The sequence below is a fragment of the Massilia aquatica genome (assembly GCF_011682045.1).
Classification (GTDB): Bacteria; Pseudomonadota; Gammaproteobacteria; order Burkholderiales; family Burkholderiaceae_D; genus Telluria_A; species Telluria_A aquatica.
This window is the reverse complement of the sequence record NZ_VVIW01000010.1, coordinates 37,522-55,307: the sequence shown is the minus strand read 5'-3', so window position 1 is coordinate 55,307 and position 17,786 is coordinate 37,522. Positions and strand designations below refer to the sequence as shown.

The following is a 17,786-nucleotide window of genomic DNA, read 5'->3' as shown; positions in this document are numbered from 1 at the left end:
TCCCACCGAGAGAGCCCGCCATGCTGTTAAAAACAATAAGCCAGTCACTGATCGCACTGACCCTGCTGTCACAAGCTGCCATCGCCGCTGACGTCACCTTGCTCAACGTGTCGTACGACCCGACCCGCGAGCTGTACCAGGACGTCAATACCGCCTTCGCCAAGCAATGGAAAGCCAAAACCGGCGATAACGTCACGATCAAGCAATCGCACGGCGGTTCGGGCAAGCAGGCCCGCGGCGTCATCGACGGGCTGGAAGCGGACGTGGTCACGCTCGCGCTGGCCTACGACATCGACGCCATCGCCGAACGCGGCATCGTTTCGCCGCAGTGGCAAAAGCGCTTGCAGCACAACAGCGCCCCGTACACCTCGACGATCGTGTTTTTGGTGCGCAAGGGCAATCCGAAAGGCATCAAGGATTGGAACGACCTGGTCAAGCCTGGCGTTGCCGTGATCACGCCGAACCCGAAGACCTCGGGCGGCGCGCGCTGGAACCACCTGGCGGCCTGGGGCTACGCCCTGCGCCAGCCGGGCGCGACCGAAGCGACGGCCAGGGAATTCATCAGCAAGCTCTACAAGAACGTGCCGGTGCTCGATTCGGGCGCGCGCGGCGCCACCACGACCTTTGTAGAACGCGGCATTGGCGACGTGCTGATCGCCTGGGAAAACGAAGCCCTGCTGGCGATCAAGGAACTCGGCCCGGACAAGGTCGACATTGTTGCGCCATCGCTCAGCATCCTGGCGGAGCCGCCGGTGTCGGTGGTCGACAAGGTGGTGGACAAGCGCGGCACGCGCAAGGTGGCGCAGGCCTATCTGGAATTCCTGTACACCGACGAGGGGCAGGAGATCGCGGCCAAGAATTATTACCGTCCGGTGGTGCCGAAGATTGCCGCCAAATACGCCGCCCAGTTCCCCAAGGTCAAGCTGTTCACGATTGACGAAGCGGCGGGCGGCTGGACCAAGGCGCAGAAGGCCCACTTCGCCGATGGCGGTGTGTTCGATCAGGTTTATCTGACGGGCAAGAAGTAATCTCTGACAAGGGGAACACGGTGCGTGGATAGCGCGGATCGGTGCTGACGTTCGCATCATGAACGCTGCCCTGCACCGTGGTCCCTGCATCGTCCACCGTCGCCCCCGCCTTCGCGGGGGCGACGAACCTAACGGCGCTGGAGCACGCCTGAACACGCTCGCCGCATGCCTGTTTCACCATCCCGCACCCACCCTGCATCAAGCCCTCAACCAAGGTATGATCGGATTGCCATGGAACCATTCCCGGCCATACCGACACCACGAGGAGACGTCAACGATGACCCGCATGACCGCTAACGATTTCGATCCCGAAGTGCTGAAGTTATTCGACCAGTATGTCCACGGCCAGCTCGACCGCCGCGGCTTCCTGTCGCAGGCGGGCCGCTACGCGGTCGGCGGCGCCACCGCGGCCAGCATGCTGGCGGCCCTCTCCCCCAGTTTCGCGGCCCAGGTTGTCCCCCCGGCCGACCCGCGCATCAAGGCCAGCTACGTCGAATACCCCTCGCCCCAGGGTTACGGCAAACTGCGCGGCTACCTGGTCCAGCCGGTCAATCCCAAGGGCAAGCTGGCCACCATCCTGGTCGTCCACGAAAACCGGGGCTTGAATCCGCACATCGAAGACATCGCCCGCCGCGTCGCGCTTGAGAACTACATCGCCTTCGCACCCGACGCCCTGTTCCCGCTGGGCGGCTACCCTGGCGACGAAGACAAGGCGCGTGAACTGTTCGGCAAACTCGACCAGACCAAGACGCGCGCCGACTTCGTCGAAGCCACCGCCATCCTCAAGGCCATGCCGGGTGGCAGCGGCAAGGTCGGCGTGGTAGGTTTCTGCTACGGCGGCGGCATCGCCAACTACCTGCCGACCGTAGTCAAGCAGCTGGCCGCGTCAGTGCCGTTCTACGGCGCCCAGACACCGGCCGCCGAAGTGCCGAAGATCAAGACACCGCTGCTGATCCACGACGCCGAAAAGGACGAGCGCATCCTGGCCGGCTGGCCCGCGTACGAAGCGGCGCTCAAGGCCAACAAGGTCGACTACCAGCACTATATTTATCCCGGCGTCGAACACGGCTTTAACAACGACACCACGCCGCGCTACGATGAAGCGGCGGCCAAGCTGGCATGGCAGCGCACCATGGACTTCTTCAAGAAACATCTGGGATAGGAAGACCGCAGCGATTGTCCCGCGCCCTTGGCGCTACGCTGCTGCCGTGCCCTGGGCGAACGCCAGGGCCTGGTGGCGCCGGTACCAAGGCAAAGCCCGGCACGGCGCCGTCGATGCGCACCCGGCCGGGCCGGGCGTGCGTTCAGGGGTGGGTGCCCTTTTTGCTGGCTGGGGCCTGGCCCGGCGGCGCACTGGCCATGAATTCCAGGTCGTCCTCGTCGAGCGGGACCGAGGGAATCGATTCGATATGGTCGACGTCGATGTCGGCGCCGTCGCGCACCACGGTATCGCGGCCGGCGGCGGCGCGCTCGCCCGTGCCGCTGGAATCGGTATCGCTGTCGAGGTCGGGGTCGCCGATGTCCGGACCGGCGCCTGCCGCGCTGCCGGCTTCGAGGTCGGAGGTGGTGCCGCTGCCGAGGTCGAGCACGTCTTCTTGCGACATACCGGCCGCGCCGACCAGGTCGCTGCCGCTATCGGACGAATCGCTGGGGCCGAGGGCGCCCGTGCCGTGGCCGGTGCCGAGCGTACGGTCGGGGGTTTCTGGGAAATTATCGGGGTCGAGCGTGCTGGTGCCTGTCATGGTGCCTCCGGAAAGAATGGATGGTGTGTGATGACAGCGTAACCAAAATCGCAAGAAGGTGTCGCACGGACAACTCAACACCGCCTTCCAACTGACTGGGATGACGGTGTGAAGCTTAAGGGCTGACTGAAGGGGTCACCGGCGGACGCCAGTTCATGCGCTCGGTGATATCCATCCCGATCCCGCGGTAGCCGGTAAACCGGCTCGACGTATCGAACATCGGCTCGCCGCTCACTTGCAGGTACTGCACGCTGCCATCGGCGCGCGTGCGGGTGAAAATGAAATCGAGAAACGGCGTGCGGCTGGCGATGTTTTCCTGCAGCTCGGCACGTTCGTCCGGGTTCCAGCCTCCCTCGCCCTCGCCCTCGCCTTCGGCGCCGATCCCCAGCATCTCGCTGACCGGCCCCGAAAAGCGGGTCAGCTGACCCTGCGCATCCTGCTCCCAGTACCAGTCCGACGACAGCTCGGTAAAGCGCTGGAAGCGCGCTTCGCTGGCGCGCAGTTCGGCCGTGCGCTCGAGCACGGTCTGCTCCAGCTGGCGGTTGTAGTCGGCAAGGCGGCGGTACAGCAGCCGCACTTCCAGCATGTTGTGGATGCGCGTCTGCACTTCGATCAGGTCGAATGGCTTACTGACGAAATCCTTGGCGCCGGCCTTGAGCGCGCGCAGCTTGTGCCCGGGCTGGGCGGTAATCACCAGCACTGGCAGGTAGCCGCCTTTTTCGATCTCCTTGAGTCCTTCGATCACCTCGAATCCGTCCATTTCCGGCATCTGCAAGTCGAGCAGAATCAGGTCGTAGCCGTGTTCGGCGTGCGCGGCGCACACGGTGCGCGGATCCTGGGTCGTGGAAATATTGACGTAACCCGCGTTACGCAACATTTGTTCAAGCAGCATCACGTTCGCTTCCTGGTCATCGACGATCAGGATGTTGCCGCTCAGGATTTCAGAAGGGTCAAGCATGTGGTTCTTTCAAAGTAGTGCCGGGTGCGACAGGGTCGGCGAGGCTTTGTTCGGCCGCGTGCTGCATGGCCAGGTCGAGCGCATCCATGAATTCGCGTACGCGGATCGGCTTGGTGAGATACTGGAAAAATCCCGCTTCCAGTCCCTTTTCTATGTCGCGCGGCATGGCGTTGGCCGACAGCGCCACCACTGGAATGTGCGCCGTGGCCTTGTCTTCGCGCAGGATCTTGAGCGCGCCGTAACCGCTCATGCCGGGCAGGTTGATGTCCATCAGGATCACGTCCGGCTTGCAGGCGCGCGCCATTTCGACGCCGTGGTAGCCGTCCACCGCGGTCAGCAGTTGCAGGTCGCCGCGGCGCTCCATCAATTGTTCCACCAGCGCCAGGTTGGCCGGGTTGTCTTCCACGTACAGCAGGGTCGGTTGCTTGCCGGTAAGGCGCGAGGCGGCCAGGCGGTCGCGCCCCATGTCGTCGTCGTTCTCCAGCGCCAGTGCCGGTTCGGCGGCGCTGGCGAACTCGACCCAGAACACGGTACCGGAACCGACTGTGCTGTCGACGCCGATGCGCCCGTCCATCAGTTCGACCAGGCGCTTGGTGACCACCAGCCCGATGCCGGTGCCTTCCTCAAGGCTGTTTTCCTGGCCGAGGCGGTTGAACGGCTGGAACAGCTGCGCCACCTGCGACGGCGCGAGACCCGCGCCGGTGTCTTCCACGCTCACGCGCACGCGCCCGTCGGCCACCAGGTCGCAGGTGACGCTGACCGAGCCGCCTTCGCGGTTGTATTTGATGGCGTTCGAGAGCAGGTTGATCATCACCTGTTTGACGCGGGTACGGTCGGCGTGGATGAACAGCTGCTTGCTGACAACCGGGAAGTGCAGGCCCAGATTGCGGGTCGCCGCCTGCGGGCTGATCATGCCTTCGCAATCGATCAGCACGTCGCCGAGCGACATCGATTCTTGCGACATCGTGACCTTGCCCGACTCGACCATCGCCAGGTCGAGGATTTCGTTGATCAGGCGCAGCAGGTACCAGCCTCCCTTGAGGATCTGATCGATCGAGCGCTGCTGGTGCGGCGCCGGCGGCGGCACGTCGGACGCCATCAGCTGGGCAAAGCCGAGCACGGCGTTGAGCGGGGTGCGCAGTTCGTGGCTCATCGAGGACAGGAATTCGGACTTGGCGCGGTTGGCCTTGTCGGCCGTGGCGCGCGCGCTTTCGAGCTCGACATTGGTTTCCTGCAGTGCGTGTTCGAAGTGCTTGCGCTCGGTGACATCGCGGGCGGCGGCGAACACGCCCTGCAGCTTGCGGTCGCGGTCGTAAAACGTACTGGCACTGTAAGACACCACGGTCCGGTTACCGTCGCGCGCCACGGCGGTCAGTTCGACATTCGTGACCTTGCCTTCGCGCAGCACGCGCGTGACGGCCTCGTGGGCCCGTTCCGGCTCCGAAAAATAGCTCTTGAACGGTGCGCCGATCAGTTCGTCGCGGGTGCAGCCGGTCAGCGCTTCCATCTGCTGGTTGACATCGCTGATGATGCCGCGCGGATCGGTGGCGATCAGGGCGTCGGTATTCGATTCGATCAGCGAGCGCGTGTAGAACTGCTGGTCGCGCAGGCGCTGGTCGAGCAAGGCTTGCTCGACCTCGACCTGCTTGCGGGCGGTGTTGTCGCTGCCGATCAGCAGGTAGCCGATCACCGTGCCGGCGGCGTCGCGCAGGGCCGTGACCGACACCAGCGCCGGAAAGCGCGTGCCGTCCTTGCGCACATAGGTCAGCTCGTAAATGTCTTCGATGCCGCGCAGGGCCTTGTAGACCATCGACTCGAAGCCGGCGGCGATCGCCTCGCCCATCTCGTGGCTCAGGTCGGCGGCGCGCGATTCCAGTTCCTGGCGGTCGGAAATGTCGGCCGGGGTCATCTTGTCGACCACTTCGGCGGCGGCGTAGCCCAGCATGCGCTGGGCGCCGACGTTGAAAATCTGGATCACGCCCTGGGCGTCGGTGGCGATGCTGGAAAAGTTGGCGCTGTTGAAAATCGCATCCTGCAAGGCGCCGGACTTGAGCAGCGGCACCGCATGGCGCGCCCGTTCAGCCTCGGTACGCATGCTGATGGCGCGCTGGACGCGCACGAACAGCAGCGCCAGGAAGATCAGCAGCAGGATGATGCTGGTCTTGATCAGGTTGACGGCGCCTTCCGAATCGACCGCGTAGTTCAGGGCGATCCCGCCGACCAGCAGCAGCACCGTCAGGGTGGCGCCGAAGCCGATCACCATCAGCCGTTCGACCGAGGTGTTGTGCATGAAGCCGGTGCTCATTTCACATTTCCCTGGCGGTGACGCACATCCGACAGCAGGCGTCCGAATTCCTTCTTGACGACCGCGTAGCATTCGCACACGTCGTCTTCCAGCCCGGCGCGGTCGAGCACGGTGATGTGGCCGCGCCGGTAGCTGATGTAGCCGTAGCCCTGCAGGCGTCCGGCCGCTTCGGTCACGCCTTCGCGCCGCACGCCGAGCATGTTGGCGATCAGTTCCTGCGTCATGGTCAGCTCGTTGGTGGGCAAGCGGTCGAGCGTCAGCAGCAGCCAGCGGCACAGTTGCTGCTCGACCGAATGGTGCCGGTTGCACACGGCCGTTTGCGACATCTGGGTCAGCAGGGCCTGGGTGTAGCGCAACAGCAGGCGCATCACGTGGCCGCCGCGGTTGAATTCTTCCATCAGGATCGCGGCCGGCAAGCGGTAGGCGTGGCCGCGCGTCTGCACCACGGCGCGGCTGGGCGTGCTGTCGCCGCCCATGAAAATCGACACCCCGAGCACGCCTTCATTGCCGACGCCGGCAATCTCGGATGAGCCGCCGTTTTCGAGCAGATAGTGCAGGGACACGATGGCGCTGGTCGGAAAATATAAATGATGCAACTTGTCGCCCGATTCAGACAAGACGTCGCCAAGAAGCAAGGGAATCAGTTCGAGGTGCGGGGCAAGACGGTCGAATTCGGCGTCGAGAAGCGCGGCCAACAAGTGGTTCTGATTTGGGTCGTGCTTACTGGACATTGGAAACTGCCCCTTCTTCCAGTGAATACTGCGTTGAGTTAGTCCGACAGAATATCACGCAGTCATTCTTGGGCGCAATTCTATTCCAATTCGGCATATCGATCCGTACGGAACCGAACATACTTCCGCCAGTAAACCATATACTGTGATCATCCGGCCAGCCCAGATCGTCGATCACCCGGACGCGTGCACGCAGGAGGTTCGCCGATGGGAAATTTGTTACGCCGGGTACGGATATCGGTTTCGGTCTCGGCCGCGCTTGCGCTGGTGGTCGGCCTCGGCTTGACGGCGCTGCTGTTCGCCTCGGTGCGGCGCGTGGAATCGCAGGCGCACGCGCTGCAGTTCAAGCAGCATGCCACCTTGCGCATCAATGCCGTCTCGGGCGGGCTGTCGGACGCGATCGAGCAGCTGATGGTGGTCAACCAGCTGTTCAACACGGTCGGCGTGGTCAGCCGCGAACAATTCCATACCTTCACCGCGCCTCTGCTGGCGCGCTACCCCGAGCTGCACGCCCTCAGTTTCCAGCGCCTTATCAGCGACGCCGAACGCCCGGCCTACGAAGCGGCCATGCGCCGCCGCCAGCCCGGTTTTACCATCACTGAATACATCGACGAGCGCCAGGGGCCGGCACGCCGGCGTGCCTCCTACAACGTGGTCGACTACATCGAACCGGCGCAAGGCAATGAGGCCGCGCTCGGGCTCGACACGGCCGCCCTGCTGACCTACGACGACGCCCGCTCGCGTTCGCGCCGCAATGGCCGCGCCACCGCCACCGGCCTGCTGTCGCTGGTGCAGCAGCAGGGCTTTCATACGGGCTTCCTGGTGCTCGCGCCGATTTACCAGCGCCAGGCGCCGCAAGCGAGCAGCCGCCAGCGCGAGCAGGCCGTCATCGGCGAGACCGCCGCCGTGTTCCGGGTCGACCACCTGATCCACACCCTGCTCGGTGCCGCCCGCCTGCTCGACCGGCCGGGCATGTCGATCAATATCTACGCCGCCCCCTCGGCCGCGCCGGCGCAACTGGCGTTTTCGAACGGCGCGCCGCCCCCGGCCGCCAGCGCCGGCACCAGCGCCCTGCTGCCGTCCTGGCTGGTGGTCGACCATCCGGCGCCGGTGGCCACCGTGTTCTACGTGGCCGGCGAGCCCTGGTTCATCGAAGTGGCGCAGCAACCGCGCTCCTTCATCGACAACCACGCCGGCTCCTGGTACGCGCTGCTCGGCGGTGTTCTGTCGAGCCTGCTGGCGGCCGCCTATATCTACAGCCTGGTCTCGCGCCACTCGACCATCGAGCGCGTAGCCGGCGAGCGTACCGCCGCACTGCAATTCGCCAACCTGCGCTTGAGCGAAGACCTGGCCCTGCGCAAGCGCACCGAGAAAGCCCTGCGCCTGCGCGAAAAAGTCATCGAGGTATCGGCCAACTCGGTCATCATCTGCAATGCCGAGGGACCCGATTACGCCGTCGAATACGTCAATCCCGCATTCGAGGCGATTAGCGGCTACAGCGCGGCCGAGGTGATCGGCAAAGGCCTCAAAACGCTGCAGGGCGCCGGCCACGACCAGCAGAACATCGCCGAAATCAGCGCCGCCCTGCGCGAACAGCGCGAAGGCCACGCCGTGCTGCGCAGTTACCGCAAGGATGGCAGCGGCTACTGGAACGACCTGTTCATCGCCCCGGTGCGCGACGACGCCGGCCTGATCAGCCATTTCGTGGTGGCCCAGTACGACATCAGCGCGGTCATGCGCTTCGAGGCCGAGCTCCAATACCAGGCCGGCCACGACGCCCTGACCGGGCTGGCCAACCGCCACCTGCTGGCCGAACGCTTGTCGAACGCGATTGCCGACGCCGCGCGCGCCGGCGCCGGCCTGTGGGTCGTGTTCGTCGACCTCGACCGCTTCAAGTTCGTCAACGACACGCTCGGCCACGAAGCGGGCGACGCCATGCTGCGCGTGCTGGGCGAGCGCCTGAAAAGCGCGGTGGGCGAGGCCGACACGGTGGCGCGCATGGGCGGCGACGAGTTCATGGTGGTGCTGCCGGGCGACCAGGGCAATGGCGCCGGCCTGCGCGTGCTGCAGCGCATCACCGAAGCCATCGCCCAGCCGCTGCTGATCCAGGCGCACGAATTCTTTGTCACGTGCAGCCTGGGCGTGGCGGTCTATCCGGACGACGGCGCCACGGCCGAGACCCTGACCAAGCACGCCGACATCGCCATGTACCGGGCCAAGGAACTGGGCCGCAACAACTATCAGTTCTATTGCCCGGCGATGAATGCGCGCACCCTGGAGCGCCTGCAAATCGAGGCCGACCTGCGCCACGCGCTCGAACGCAACGAACTGGTGCTGCATTACCAGCCGCAGATCGACGTCATCAGCGGCAATATCGCCGGCATGGAGGCGCTGCTGCGCTGGGAGCATCCAGTGCTGGGGGTGGTCTCGCCGCTGCGCTTCATCGGCCTGGCCGAAGAAATGGGCCTGATCATCCCGATCGGCGCCTGGGTCATCCGCACCGCTTGCCTGCAAAACATGGCGTGGCAAAAGGCCGGCCTGGGCAAGCTGCGCATGGCGGTCAACCTGTCGGCGCGCCAGTTTACCGGCAAGGACTTGCTGCAATCGGTGGCCGATGCGTTGGAAGAAAGCGGACTGGCGGCGCGCTACCTGGAGCTGGAATTGACCGAAAGCATGGTCATGAACGATGTCGACAACGCCATTACCATCCTGCGCAGACTCAAGGAATTGGGCGTGCACATCGCCATCGACGATTTCGGCACCGGTTATTCGAGCCTGTCGTACCTGCGCCGTTTTCCGATCGACGTGCTGAAAGTCGACCAATCCTTCGTCGCTGACATCGCGCTGGGGGCTGACGGGGCCGCCATCGTCGTGTCGATCATTTCACTGGCGCACAGCCTGCGCCTGAAAGTCATTGCCGAAGGGGTGGAAACAGCCGAACAGCTGGCCTTCCTGCGCGAGCATGGCTGCGATGAGGTGCAAGGCTATTTCTTCAGCCGCCCGGTGGGCGCGCTGGAATTTGAACATCTGCTGGCGCACGGGACCTGCGCGATGGCCTGAACGGCCTGTGGGCGCGGCCGCCCCAAGGTGGAAGCGGCCCGCCCTTGAGGAAAGACTCAGAACGAGTGGCGCATGCCCACGTTCAGGGCCGACCAGCCCTTGCCGCCGTCGGGCGCGGTCATGGCCATGTAGCCGGGGCCGGTGCGGTGTTTTACCAGCGAATAGGCGGTGTAGAAATCGGTACGGCGCGAAATTTGATAGGTGGCGCCGAAGGCCAGCATATCGACATCGCGGTTGGCGCGGTCGCGGTCGTTCTTGCGCACGAAGGAGACCAGATAGGTCATGGCGCGCATCGGTACGGCAACGCCGACCAGGACGTCGCGGCTGTCGGTCGACGGGGTGCTGGCCATGGCGGCGCCATACGGGTTGTCGGGATTCCACAAAGGCGAATTGCCCCAGCCGCGATTGGCGCTGTAGGCGGCGTACGCCTTCATGCGGCCCAGGTCGACATTGGCGGCGGCGATGGAATTCTTGGCATCCATGCGCACGCCCAAGGCGGTCGAGGGAGCCACTTTGGCAACGCTTTTGTTCTGGTGCGCAACGCGCAGGGTGAGCGGTCCATCTGAAATGCCGACCGACAAGCCCCAAGCGCGGCTGTTCTGGCGGTCGCGCTCGAAATTACTGAGCGCAATGCCGCGCGGCTCGGTCATGTCTTGCAAGCCCATGCGCTTGCCCGGATAGCCGAACACCCTGGTGGCGGTGTCCGGACTGCCCGGTTCGAACAAGTCGCTCACATCGACCAGGGACAGGCCGTGCCTGGCCCCGGTACCGTCAATGGCGGCCCGGTACACGGAATTTTGTGTTTGAGCTTGCGCTCCTGCTGTGCAGGCGCACAAGGCAACGATGGCAAGAGAAGATGTTTTCATGGCGGCACTCCGTACAATTGATTCTACGCTGATTACGTTATCCTCTTATCGGAATATTTGTTCTGTCCGTTACCCCACATAGCGCGCTATCATCGTCAAACTCGTTTCGACCACCCGGCCCCTCAGGACGTCATAGTGACTACAAGAAGCACCAGTACCAGCAGCGCCAGCAGCAAGACATTCCGTTATCCCAAGATGCCCGGCACCCTGCGCGCCGATGTACTGGCGGTTTTGCTGGCATCGGACGACATGACAGGGATTGAGAGTATTTTCGACCAAAGAAAGCAAAGCTTGAGCACGGTGATCCGGGCGCTGATCCGCAAGTACGGCTGGCCGATCGAGCGCAGGGACTTTCCGACCAACACAGCCGATGGCCGGGCCGGCTGGGCCTCGGTGTATTGCCTGCCGCAAGAGGTGATCGACGCCGCGCTGGCCGGGTCCGGGCGCGACTGGCTGGACGGGGTGCGCGCGGCGCAAGCGGCACGGCGGCGCCGGCCCTTGCGCTCGCCCGCGGGCGCGAAAAGCAAGGCGTCCGTTGCGCCCGGCGACGGCGATGACGCGTGCCCGGAATAATCAAGGACAGCATGGGACCTGACATTTACAAAGTTGCAGCGATTGGCCAGGGAATGCTGGCCGTGATGGCAAAACCGGTTGCGGGCGAATGGATCGCGGACGAGTTTTCCGGGATCGCCAGGCATGGCATTACGGACATGGTTTCCTTGCTTGAGCGCCACGAAATCCGCGAACTGGGGCTGACCGAGGCGCCGGCGCTGTGCGCCGCCAACGGGATGGCGTTCACCTCGTTCCCGATTGCCGACCGCGGCCTGCCGGCCTCGCCGGGCGTGTTTGTACTGGTGCGGGAGATCGCTTGCCGTATCGCCGATGGCGCGCATACCGTGATTCATTGCCGCGCCGGGATCGGACGGACCGGCTTGCTGGCCGCTGCCATACTGGTGCGGCATGGATATACGCCCGAGGCGGCGTTCAAGCTGGTGTCGCGTGCGCGCGGCGTCCAGGTGCCGGACACGCCCGAGCAGGTCGACTGGGTCGTGCAGCATCGGCAGCGCCTTCAATGCACCGGGTGACGTACTTGAGACTAGGCCATCGTCGCCATCGGCTCGCTGTATGCGATCCCGCTCGCTGACGCCAAACACCTTGTTGCCGATAGCGCGCTGTAGGCAAGCGAGCATGCGCACGCATGTCATGGAAAGCTGGCATGAGCCAGCCATCCAGTCGCGCTCCACATTAAATGTTTGCAACCATAGCGCTCGCGATGGCGTGGTCCACATGGCCATCCGGCCGCACGACTAGCGCAGCCACCCCGTCGAGTTCCGCCTCCCTTCCCGGCACCGCTGCCGTGACCGTTTCCACCCAGTCGTCATCCAGCGGGCTTTGCCAACCATCCTGCGCCACCCGCAACACTACCCAGCGCCCGCCGGCCAGATGCCGGTACAGCGATGACACCGTGCCATCGGCATGCCGCAGCGGCCAGTCCGGCAAGCGCCGCCCGGTCCAGCGCGCGCACACCTCCCCGCCCTGCGCCACGGGGAGCAGCGCGGCCGCATAGCGAATGCCAAAACCCGACAAATCATGCGCCAGGGCCGCATTCAGTTCCGGGCCCTTCATCAGCTCGCTAAGCGTCGCGCGCAGGGCCTGGCCCGCAGGGTCGAACGAATTCATCATCAGCGCGCTTTGCGCCAGGGTGTTGCGGTACAGCGCCGCCCCGACCGGATGGCGCTCGGCTTCGTAACTGTCGAGCAAAGAAGCGATTCCAGATGCGCTGGCGCCACCCCGCAACACCCCGGCCAGCTTCCAGCCCAGGTTCATGGCGTCCTGCATGCCCACGTTCATGCCCTGCCCGCCGGCCGGCAAATGAATATGCGCCGCGTCGCCCGCCAAAAAAATCCGCCCTTGACGATAAGACTGCGCCAGGCAGGTTTGGTTCGAAAAGCGTGACAGCCATTGCGGCGCATGCATGCCGTAATCGTCCCCCGCCACGCGCCGCGTTGCCGCCGCCAGCCCTTCCAGCGTCAGCGGCAGCGCCACCGGCACGTCGATCTCTTGCGCATCGACCACGATTACCCGGTACAGCTCGCCACCGAGCGGCACCACCATCAAGCCACCCGCCGGATTGCCCAGGCTTAATGCACGGCCCGGCGGCGGCGAGCGCAGCAGCACGTCGCCGAGCATCGCCGTTTTGGTGGGCGGCAAGCCATCGAAGGCGATGCCGGCCTGCCGCCGCACCAGGCTGCGCGCGCCATCGGCCCCGACCAGGTAGCGCGCGTCCAGCCGGAACGGCGTGCCGTCCCGCGTGCCGGTGACCCACACGCCGTCTTCGTCCTGCCCGGTCGATTCAACCGTCGCCCCGCGCCGCACATCCACGCCCAGTTCGCCGGCCCAGGCTTCCAGCAATTGTTCCGTCACGCTCTGGGGAAGGAACAGGGTGAAGGGATAGGTGCTGTCGCAGGCGCTGAAATCGAGCCGGGTCGGCAGCCCGGCGAAGTGGCCGCTGGGAATTGGCATGCCGCGCGCCAGGAAGCGGTCGGCCACCCCGCGCAGCGCCAGCATTTCCAGGGTGCGTCCGTGCATGGTCAGCGCACGCGATTGCGGCACCGGTTCCGTACGCCGTTCAAGCACCGTCACGCGCACGCCGGCCAGCGCCAGTTCGCACGCCAGCAACAGCCCGACCGGACCCGCTCCGGACACGATTATCTCTGCATTGCTTGTCATCGTCATATAAGCTAACATCGTTAGGGAAGCTGCAAAGGTAAACCTAACAGCGTTAGATTGTCAAGAAAAAGAGGAAAACATGGGAATATCACGCGAGGTGGTGATCGCCACGGCATTGGGCTTGCTCGATGAAGTCGGACTGGAAGGGTTGACGATGCGGCGCCTGGCCGACGCCCTCGACATCAAGGCGGCGTCGCTGTACTGGCACTTCGCCAACAAACAGGTTTTGATGGATGGCATGGCCGACGCGCTGATGGCTGAGGTTGCACCGCAGACGACGGCGTTGCCGGCTGAAGGAACCGGCCCGGCCGTCTCATGGCGCGATGCGGTCGCCGGCACGGCGCGGGCGGTGCGCGCCGCCCTGCTCGCCCGGCGCGACGGCGCGCGCGTGTTTGCGGGCACCTACGTCGTCACCGACAATGTGCTGCGGGTGGCCGAGTCGATGATCGGCCCGCTGCGCAAGGCCGGCGCCAGTACCCGCATGGCGGGCTGGGGCGCGTTTTCCATTTTGTACTACGTGCTCGGCTTCGTCATGGAGGAACAGGCACTCGACCCGTCCGCCAGCGCTCCGATCGACGCCCTGGGCCGCCGTGCTCCTTTCGAAGAACTCGCGGCGCAACGTTATCCGCATGTGCTGGCGGCAATGGCAGACCTGTTCGACCTCGATTTCGACGCCCGTTTCGAAGCCGGGCTGGACCTGATCCTTACCGGCCTGGACGTCAAGATCGGCGGCGCTGTCTAGAACTCTTCCCACGCATCGGCGTCGGCGGCCGGCTTGGCGGCAGGCCTGGTGCTTGGCTTGGCGAGCCTGGTCGCCGGCTTGACGGCCGCCCTGGCGGCCGCCGCAGGCAGCGCCTTTGCGCGCACTGGCGAACGCAGCGCCGCGCCGCCCCCCTCATCGCCATGCAGCTTGAACACGCTGACCGCCTCGGCCAGGTGCACGGCCTGGCCCTGCATGCTCGCGGCGGCGGCGGCCGCCTGCTCGACCAGCGCTGCGTTTTGTTGGGTGGCATTGTCCATCGCCACGATCGCCCCGTTCACCTGGTTGATCCCGGCGCTCTGCTCGGCGCTGGCGGCGGCGATTTCGCCCATGATGTCGGCCACCTGGCGCACCGAACCCATGATCTGCTCCATCGTCGCGCCCGCCTGATTCACCAGTTCGCTGCCGGTCTCGACCTTGCCCACCGAATCGTCGATCAGCGCCTTGATTTCCTTGGCGGCGCTGGCCGAGCGCTGCGCCAGGTTGCGCACTTCGGACGCCACCACCGCAAACCCGCGTCCCTGCTCGCCGGCGCGGGCCGCCTCGACCGCCGCATTCAGGGCCAGGATATTGGTCTGGAACGCAATCCCGTCGATCACACTGATAATATCGACGATCTTGCCCGAACTTTCGCGTATCGCCCCCATCGTGCCGACCACGTCGCTGACCACCCGGCCGCCCTTGTTGGCGTGCTCGGCGGCCGATACCACCAAGGTGTTGGCCTGGCGCGCATTGTCGGCGTTCTGCTTGACAATCGAGGTCAATTCTTCCATCGAGGAAGCCGTTTCCTCCAGGCTGGCGGCCTGGTTTTCGGTGCGCGAAGCCAGGTCCATGTTGCCGGCCGCGATTTCCGACGAGGCGGTGGTGATGGTATCGGTGCCGCTGCGCACTGCGCCGACGGTGCGGGTCAGGCTCTCGACCATGTCTTTGAGCGCACTGAGCAGGCGCCCGGTTTCATCCTGGCGGGTGACGACAATGCGCGTGGTCAGGTCGCCGCGCGCAACGGTTTCGGCCAGCGCCACCGCCTCGCCGATGGGAACCGTGACCGAGCGCGTGATCAGCCAGCCCGCCAGCGCCGAGACGGCCGTTGCCAGCGCCAGCAGCAGCAACATCAACAGCGCGGCCGAGCTCGACGCGTCGGCCGCCTCCTTGCCGTCGCGCGCCATCAGGGCCGTCTGGTATTTGAGGACCGCGTCGAGGCGCCCGAAATACGCGTTCTGGATTGGAATGACTTCCTTGAACAGGAAGGCGACGGCATCCTCGCGCCCGCCCTGCCCGAAGCGCTTGACCGCTTCCGAACGCAGTACGAAATAGGCATCGAAGGCCTTGGACTGGTCCTGGAACAATTGTTTTGCTTCATCGGCGACCATCATCGCGCCCAGTTTGGACGCCGCCTCGGCGCCGGTACGGTCGGCATCGAGCATGCTGCCCAACAAGGCTTTGGACTGGGCCGGATCGGGCGCCAGCATGGCGTTGCGCAACGACTGGGCGCCACGGTTGGCGTAGCTGCGCATCACATTGGTCAGCTCGACCTGCACGTAGCGGTCGTTGACGATGTGGTCGGTCAGGGAACTGGTGTAGCGGATGCGGTTGATGCCGAGCAGCGACATCACCAGCAGGATGCAAATCGTCAAGCCGAACCCGATTGCCAGGCGCGCACCAATTCTAAGATGGGAAAACATCACGACAATCTCCTTGAGCAACGTTCACAGGGCTAACCGATGAGAACGATTGTAAGCCCGCAGCACGCATGATCGTCAAGGAGTGTTGTTAAGCGGCACATTTAGTGCCGCCGCGCTTTAACGCTGGGCCGGGACGAACTCTTGCAGCACCGCCTGGCGCAGCAGGGTCGGCGGCACCAATCCCTGCGCCAGCACGAAGTCGTTGAAGGCCTGGCGGTTGAATTTCCTGCGCAAGGCCACCTCGGCTGCCTGGCGCGTTTCCATCAGCCGCTGGTAACCGTAGAAATACGAGGTGGCCTGGCCCGGCGCGCGGAAGGTGTAGCGCTGCATTTCCTGGGTCGCCATGCCTTCCGACAAACCGACCTCGTCCATCAGAAAGGCTTTGACGCCGTCCGGCGTGATCTCGCCCAGGTTGACCATGGGATCGAGGAAGGCGCGGGCGGCGCGGTGCATGCGCGCCTGCAGCGCGAACAACTGGCCATCGAGCGGCTCGTACGGCTGCATTTCGGCTTCCGCGTACAGGGCCCAGCCCTCGACGTTGACGCTGTTAAACGCAAACACCGCGCGCGCGGTCGACACACCCGTTTCGATCATCTTGGCAAATTGCAGCTCGTGCCCGGGCCGCGCTTCGTGCGCGGTCAGGGTCCAGGTGGCAGCCTCGTGGGTAAAGTCGTCGAAGGCGAGCATTTTTCCCTTGGCGTCGGGCGGCATGCCGGCGGTCAGGACGAACTCGCCGTATTCGCCGGTATTGCCGATCAGGCGTGGGGGATTCATGTGCGGAGCCGGCTGGGCGGCGCTTTCGGCCGTGCTGGCCATGCGGATCACCGCTTTGCGCTCAGGCAGCGACACGATTTTCTGCTCGCGCACGGCCGCCTCGATCTGGTTCAAACGGTCGGCGTACAAAGGCATGACGCGCTCGGGCGCAATCTGCTGCTTTTTCAGCTCGGCCATGACGGCGCGGTAATCCGGATTGGCCAGCTTGCGTTCGCGCGCGATCAGGCCCGCCGTGATATTCATCTGGTTGCGGATTTCGGCAAACGAGGTCAGCGCCTTGGCCATCAATTCCTGCGGGCTGATATCGACGCCGAACTGGCGCAGGTTGTTCGCATACACCTCGGCCGGCAAACGGTGGTCGCTGCGGGCGCGCGGCAGGATCTGCTTTTTCACGTGCTCGTTATAGGCGGTCAGCTGCGTTTCCAGCGCGGCGAAACTCGGTTCCCAGCCTTGCAGGTCGCTTTTGGCGAGCAAGTCCCTGATACCCTTGATCAGGGTCGGGCTATCGTTGATCGCCTGCTCCACTTCATCCTTGAAAGGACCGATCAGGGTCTTGTTCGCTTTCAGGCGTTCTTGCAGGCGCTCGGCCGCCAGTTCGGTGGCCGGGCGGTATCCCTTGGCAAGGCCGGCGTATTTTTGCAGGCGCACCAGCAGGGTCTTCTGGCGCTCCTTTGGAATGCGCGGATCGAGCGTCTGGCGCACCACGCCGAACAGCTGCGCGGTCAGGTTATCGAAGGGAACAAAGTGTTTGCGGTTCAGGGCATCCGCGCGCATCTGGTCTTCGGCGCTGCCGATCAGGATATCGATATCCTGGCGGATCTTGGCGTCGGTTTCGGCCTTGCGGCGTTTTTGCAGCTCGGCGATAACGGCGCGGGTATCTTTATTGGTCTGCTCGAAGTGATCGCGCGAGAGATCGGTAATCTGCTCGTCGTAACCGTCGACGCCAAGGCCGCTGGCGCTTTCGGGCGAATACTTGGCCATCACATTGAGTACCAGCTTGGCGTTGGCATTACTTTTGGTGACCCACGCCGGCTCGGCGGCGGAAACGGCGGCGCACAGCGACAGCATGGCCAGCGCGACGGCGGCGCGCACGCTGCGAATGGTGCGAATAGGGGTTGGGGACTTCGGCATGACGCTCCTTGTTTTATAC

The 17,786-nt window shown here is 64.6% G+C and carries 14 protein-coding genes; 6 read left to right on the top strand and 8 right to left on the bottom strand.

Annotated elements, in window-relative coordinates; genetic code table 11:
* The first annotated feature begins 20 nt into the window (after positions 1-20).
* Positions 21-1,028 (top strand): sulfate ABC transporter substrate-binding protein, encoded by a 1,008-nt coding sequence (locus tag F1609_RS17745; protein WP_167077739.1) that lies wholly within the window; start codon positions 21-23, stop codon positions 1,026-1,028.
* A gap of 277 nt (positions 1,029-1,305) precedes the next feature.
* Positions 1,306-2,190 carry a dienelactone hydrolase family protein gene (locus F1609_RS17740; protein WP_167077738.1) on the top strand — a complete coding sequence of 295 codons (885 nt, stop codon included), beginning with the start codon at positions 1,306-1,308 and terminating at the stop codon, positions 2,188-2,190.
* Between the two features lie 142 nt (positions 2,191-2,332).
* Here the strand turns inward: F1609_RS17740 and F1609_RS17735 are convergent, their stop codons facing one another.
* The 4 genes from F1609_RS17735 to F1609_RS17720 all read right to left on the bottom strand — a co-directional run bounded on the left by F1609_RS17735 (position 2,333) and on the right by F1609_RS17720 (position 6,764).
* Entirely contained in the window at positions 2,333-2,770 is a 438-nt protein-coding gene (locus tag F1609_RS17735) for a hypothetical protein (protein ID WP_167077737.1), read from the bottom strand.
* Positions 2,771-2,885: 115 nt separating this feature from the next.
* Entirely contained in the window at positions 2,886-3,728 is an 843-nt protein-coding gene (locus tag F1609_RS17730) for a response regulator (RefSeq protein ID WP_167077736.1), read from the bottom strand.
* On the bottom strand, positions 3,721-5,823 hold the full coding sequence (locus tag F1609_RS17725; protein ID WP_229421940.1) for a PAS domain S-box protein: 2,103 nt from the start codon (positions 5,821-5,823) through the stop codon (positions 3,721-3,723). Before F1609_RS17725 ends, F1609_RS17730 begins: the two co-directional genes overlap by 8 nt.
* A gap of 206 nt (positions 5,824-6,029) precedes the next feature.
* A complete protein-coding gene (locus F1609_RS17720) occupies positions 6,030-6,764 on the bottom strand; it encodes a Crp/Fnr family transcriptional regulator (RefSeq protein ID WP_167077735.1) in 735 nt (244 codons plus the stop codon).
* 207 nt (positions 6,765-6,971) lie between these two features.
* Between F1609_RS17720 and F1609_RS17715 the strand changes: the two genes are divergently transcribed.
* Complete coding sequence (locus F1609_RS17715; RefSeq protein WP_167077734.1) at positions 6,972-9,824, top strand: bifunctional diguanylate cyclase/phosphodiesterase; 2,853 nt, start codon at positions 6,972-6,974, stop codon at positions 9,822-9,824.
* A gap of 56 nt (positions 9,825-9,880) precedes the next feature.
* Here F1609_RS17715 and F1609_RS17710 read toward each other — a convergent pair whose 3' ends face one another.
* On the bottom strand, positions 9,881-10,690 hold the full coding sequence (locus F1609_RS17710) for a porin (RefSeq protein ID WP_167077733.1): 810 nt from the start codon (positions 10,688-10,690) through the stop codon (positions 9,881-9,883).
* 135 nt (positions 10,691-10,825) lie between these two features.
* Here F1609_RS17710 and F1609_RS34670 point away from each other — a divergent pair, with 135 nt between their 5' ends.
* Positions 10,826-11,263 carry a hypothetical protein gene (locus tag F1609_RS34670; protein ID WP_229421932.1) on the top strand — a complete coding sequence of 146 codons (438 nt, stop codon included), beginning with the start codon at positions 10,826-10,828 and terminating at the stop codon, positions 11,261-11,263.
* An 11-nt stretch (positions 11,264-11,274) separates the two neighbouring features.
* Entirely contained in the window at positions 11,275-11,775 is a 501-nt protein-coding gene (locus F1609_RS17700) for a protein-tyrosine phosphatase family protein (RefSeq protein WP_167077732.1), read from the top strand.
* A gap of 160 nt (positions 11,776-11,935) precedes the next feature.
* Here F1609_RS17700 and F1609_RS17695 read toward each other — a convergent pair whose 3' ends face one another.
* On the bottom strand, positions 11,936-13,396 hold the full coding sequence (locus F1609_RS17695; RefSeq protein WP_196785454.1) for an FAD-dependent monooxygenase: 1,461 nt from the start codon (positions 13,394-13,396) through the stop codon (positions 11,936-11,938).
* A 103-nt stretch (positions 13,397-13,499) separates the two neighbouring features.
* Between F1609_RS17695 and F1609_RS17690 the strand changes: the two genes are divergently transcribed.
* Positions 13,500-14,162, top strand: a complete 663-nt coding sequence (locus tag F1609_RS17690; protein ID WP_167077731.1) for a TetR/AcrR family transcriptional regulator C-terminal domain-containing protein — start codon at positions 13,500-13,502, stop codon at positions 14,160-14,162.
* Here the strand turns inward: F1609_RS17690 and F1609_RS35245 are convergent.
* Positions 14,159-15,862 carry a methyl-accepting chemotaxis protein gene (locus F1609_RS35245; RefSeq protein ID WP_167077871.1) on the bottom strand — a complete coding sequence of 568 codons (1,704 nt, stop codon included), beginning with the start codon at positions 15,860-15,862 and terminating at the stop codon, positions 14,159-14,161. The two genes, F1609_RS17690 and F1609_RS35245, sit on opposite strands and share 4 nt — an antisense overlap.
* Positions 15,863-15,979: 117 nt before the next feature.
* The gene (locus F1609_RS17680) at positions 15,980-17,767 is read right to left on the bottom strand and encodes a DUF885 domain-containing protein (RefSeq protein WP_196785453.1); all 1,788 of its coding nucleotides are present in this window, start codon (positions 17,765-17,767) and stop codon (positions 15,980-15,982) included.
* Positions 17,768-17,786: the final 19 nt, after the last annotated feature.

What these genes read in the sequence shown, in the direction of transcription:
- F1609_RS17745 (WP_167077739.1), top strand. Translation starts at nt 21, where the DNA reads ATGCTGTTAAAAACAATAAGCCAGTCACTGATCGCACTGACCCTGCTG.
- F1609_RS17740 (WP_167077738.1), top strand. Translation starts at nt 1,306, where the DNA reads ATGACCCGCATGACCGCTAACGATTTCGATCCCGAAGTGCTGAAGTTA.
- F1609_RS17735 (WP_167077737.1), bottom strand. Translation starts at nt 2,770, where the DNA reads ATGACAGGCACCAGCACGCTCGACCCCGATAATTTCCCAGAAACCCCC.
- F1609_RS17730 (WP_167077736.1), bottom strand. Translation starts at nt 3,728, where the DNA reads ATGCTTGACCCTTCTGAAATCCTGAGCGGCAACATCCTGATCGTCGAT.
- F1609_RS17725 (WP_229421940.1), bottom strand. Translation starts at nt 5,823, where the DNA reads ATGCGTACCGAGGCTGAACGGGCGCGCCATGCGGTGCCGCTGCTCAAG.
- F1609_RS17720 (WP_167077735.1), bottom strand. Translation starts at nt 6,764, where the DNA reads ATGTCCAGTAAGCACGACCCAAATCAGAACCACTTGTTGGCCGCGCTT.
- F1609_RS17715 (WP_167077734.1), top strand. Translation starts at nt 6,972, where the DNA reads ATGGGAAATTTGTTACGCCGGGTACGGATATCGGTTTCGGTCTCGGCC.
- F1609_RS17710 (WP_167077733.1), bottom strand. Translation starts at nt 10,690, where the DNA reads ATGAAAACATCTTCTCTTGCCATCGTTGCCTTGTGCGCCTGCACAGCA.
- F1609_RS17700 (WP_167077732.1), top strand. Translation starts at nt 11,275, where the DNA reads ATGGGACCTGACATTTACAAAGTTGCAGCGATTGGCCAGGGAATGCTG.
- F1609_RS17690 (WP_167077731.1), top strand. Translation starts at nt 13,500, where the DNA reads ATGGGAATATCACGCGAGGTGGTGATCGCCACGGCATTGGGCTTGCTC.
- F1609_RS35245 (WP_167077871.1), bottom strand. Translation starts at nt 15,862, where the DNA reads ATGTTTTCCCATCTTAGAATTGGTGCGCGCCTGGCAATCGGGTTCGGC.
- F1609_RS17680 (WP_196785453.1), bottom strand. Translation starts at nt 17,767, where the DNA reads ATGCCGAAGTCCCCAACCCCTATTCGCACCATTCGCAGCGTGCGCGCC.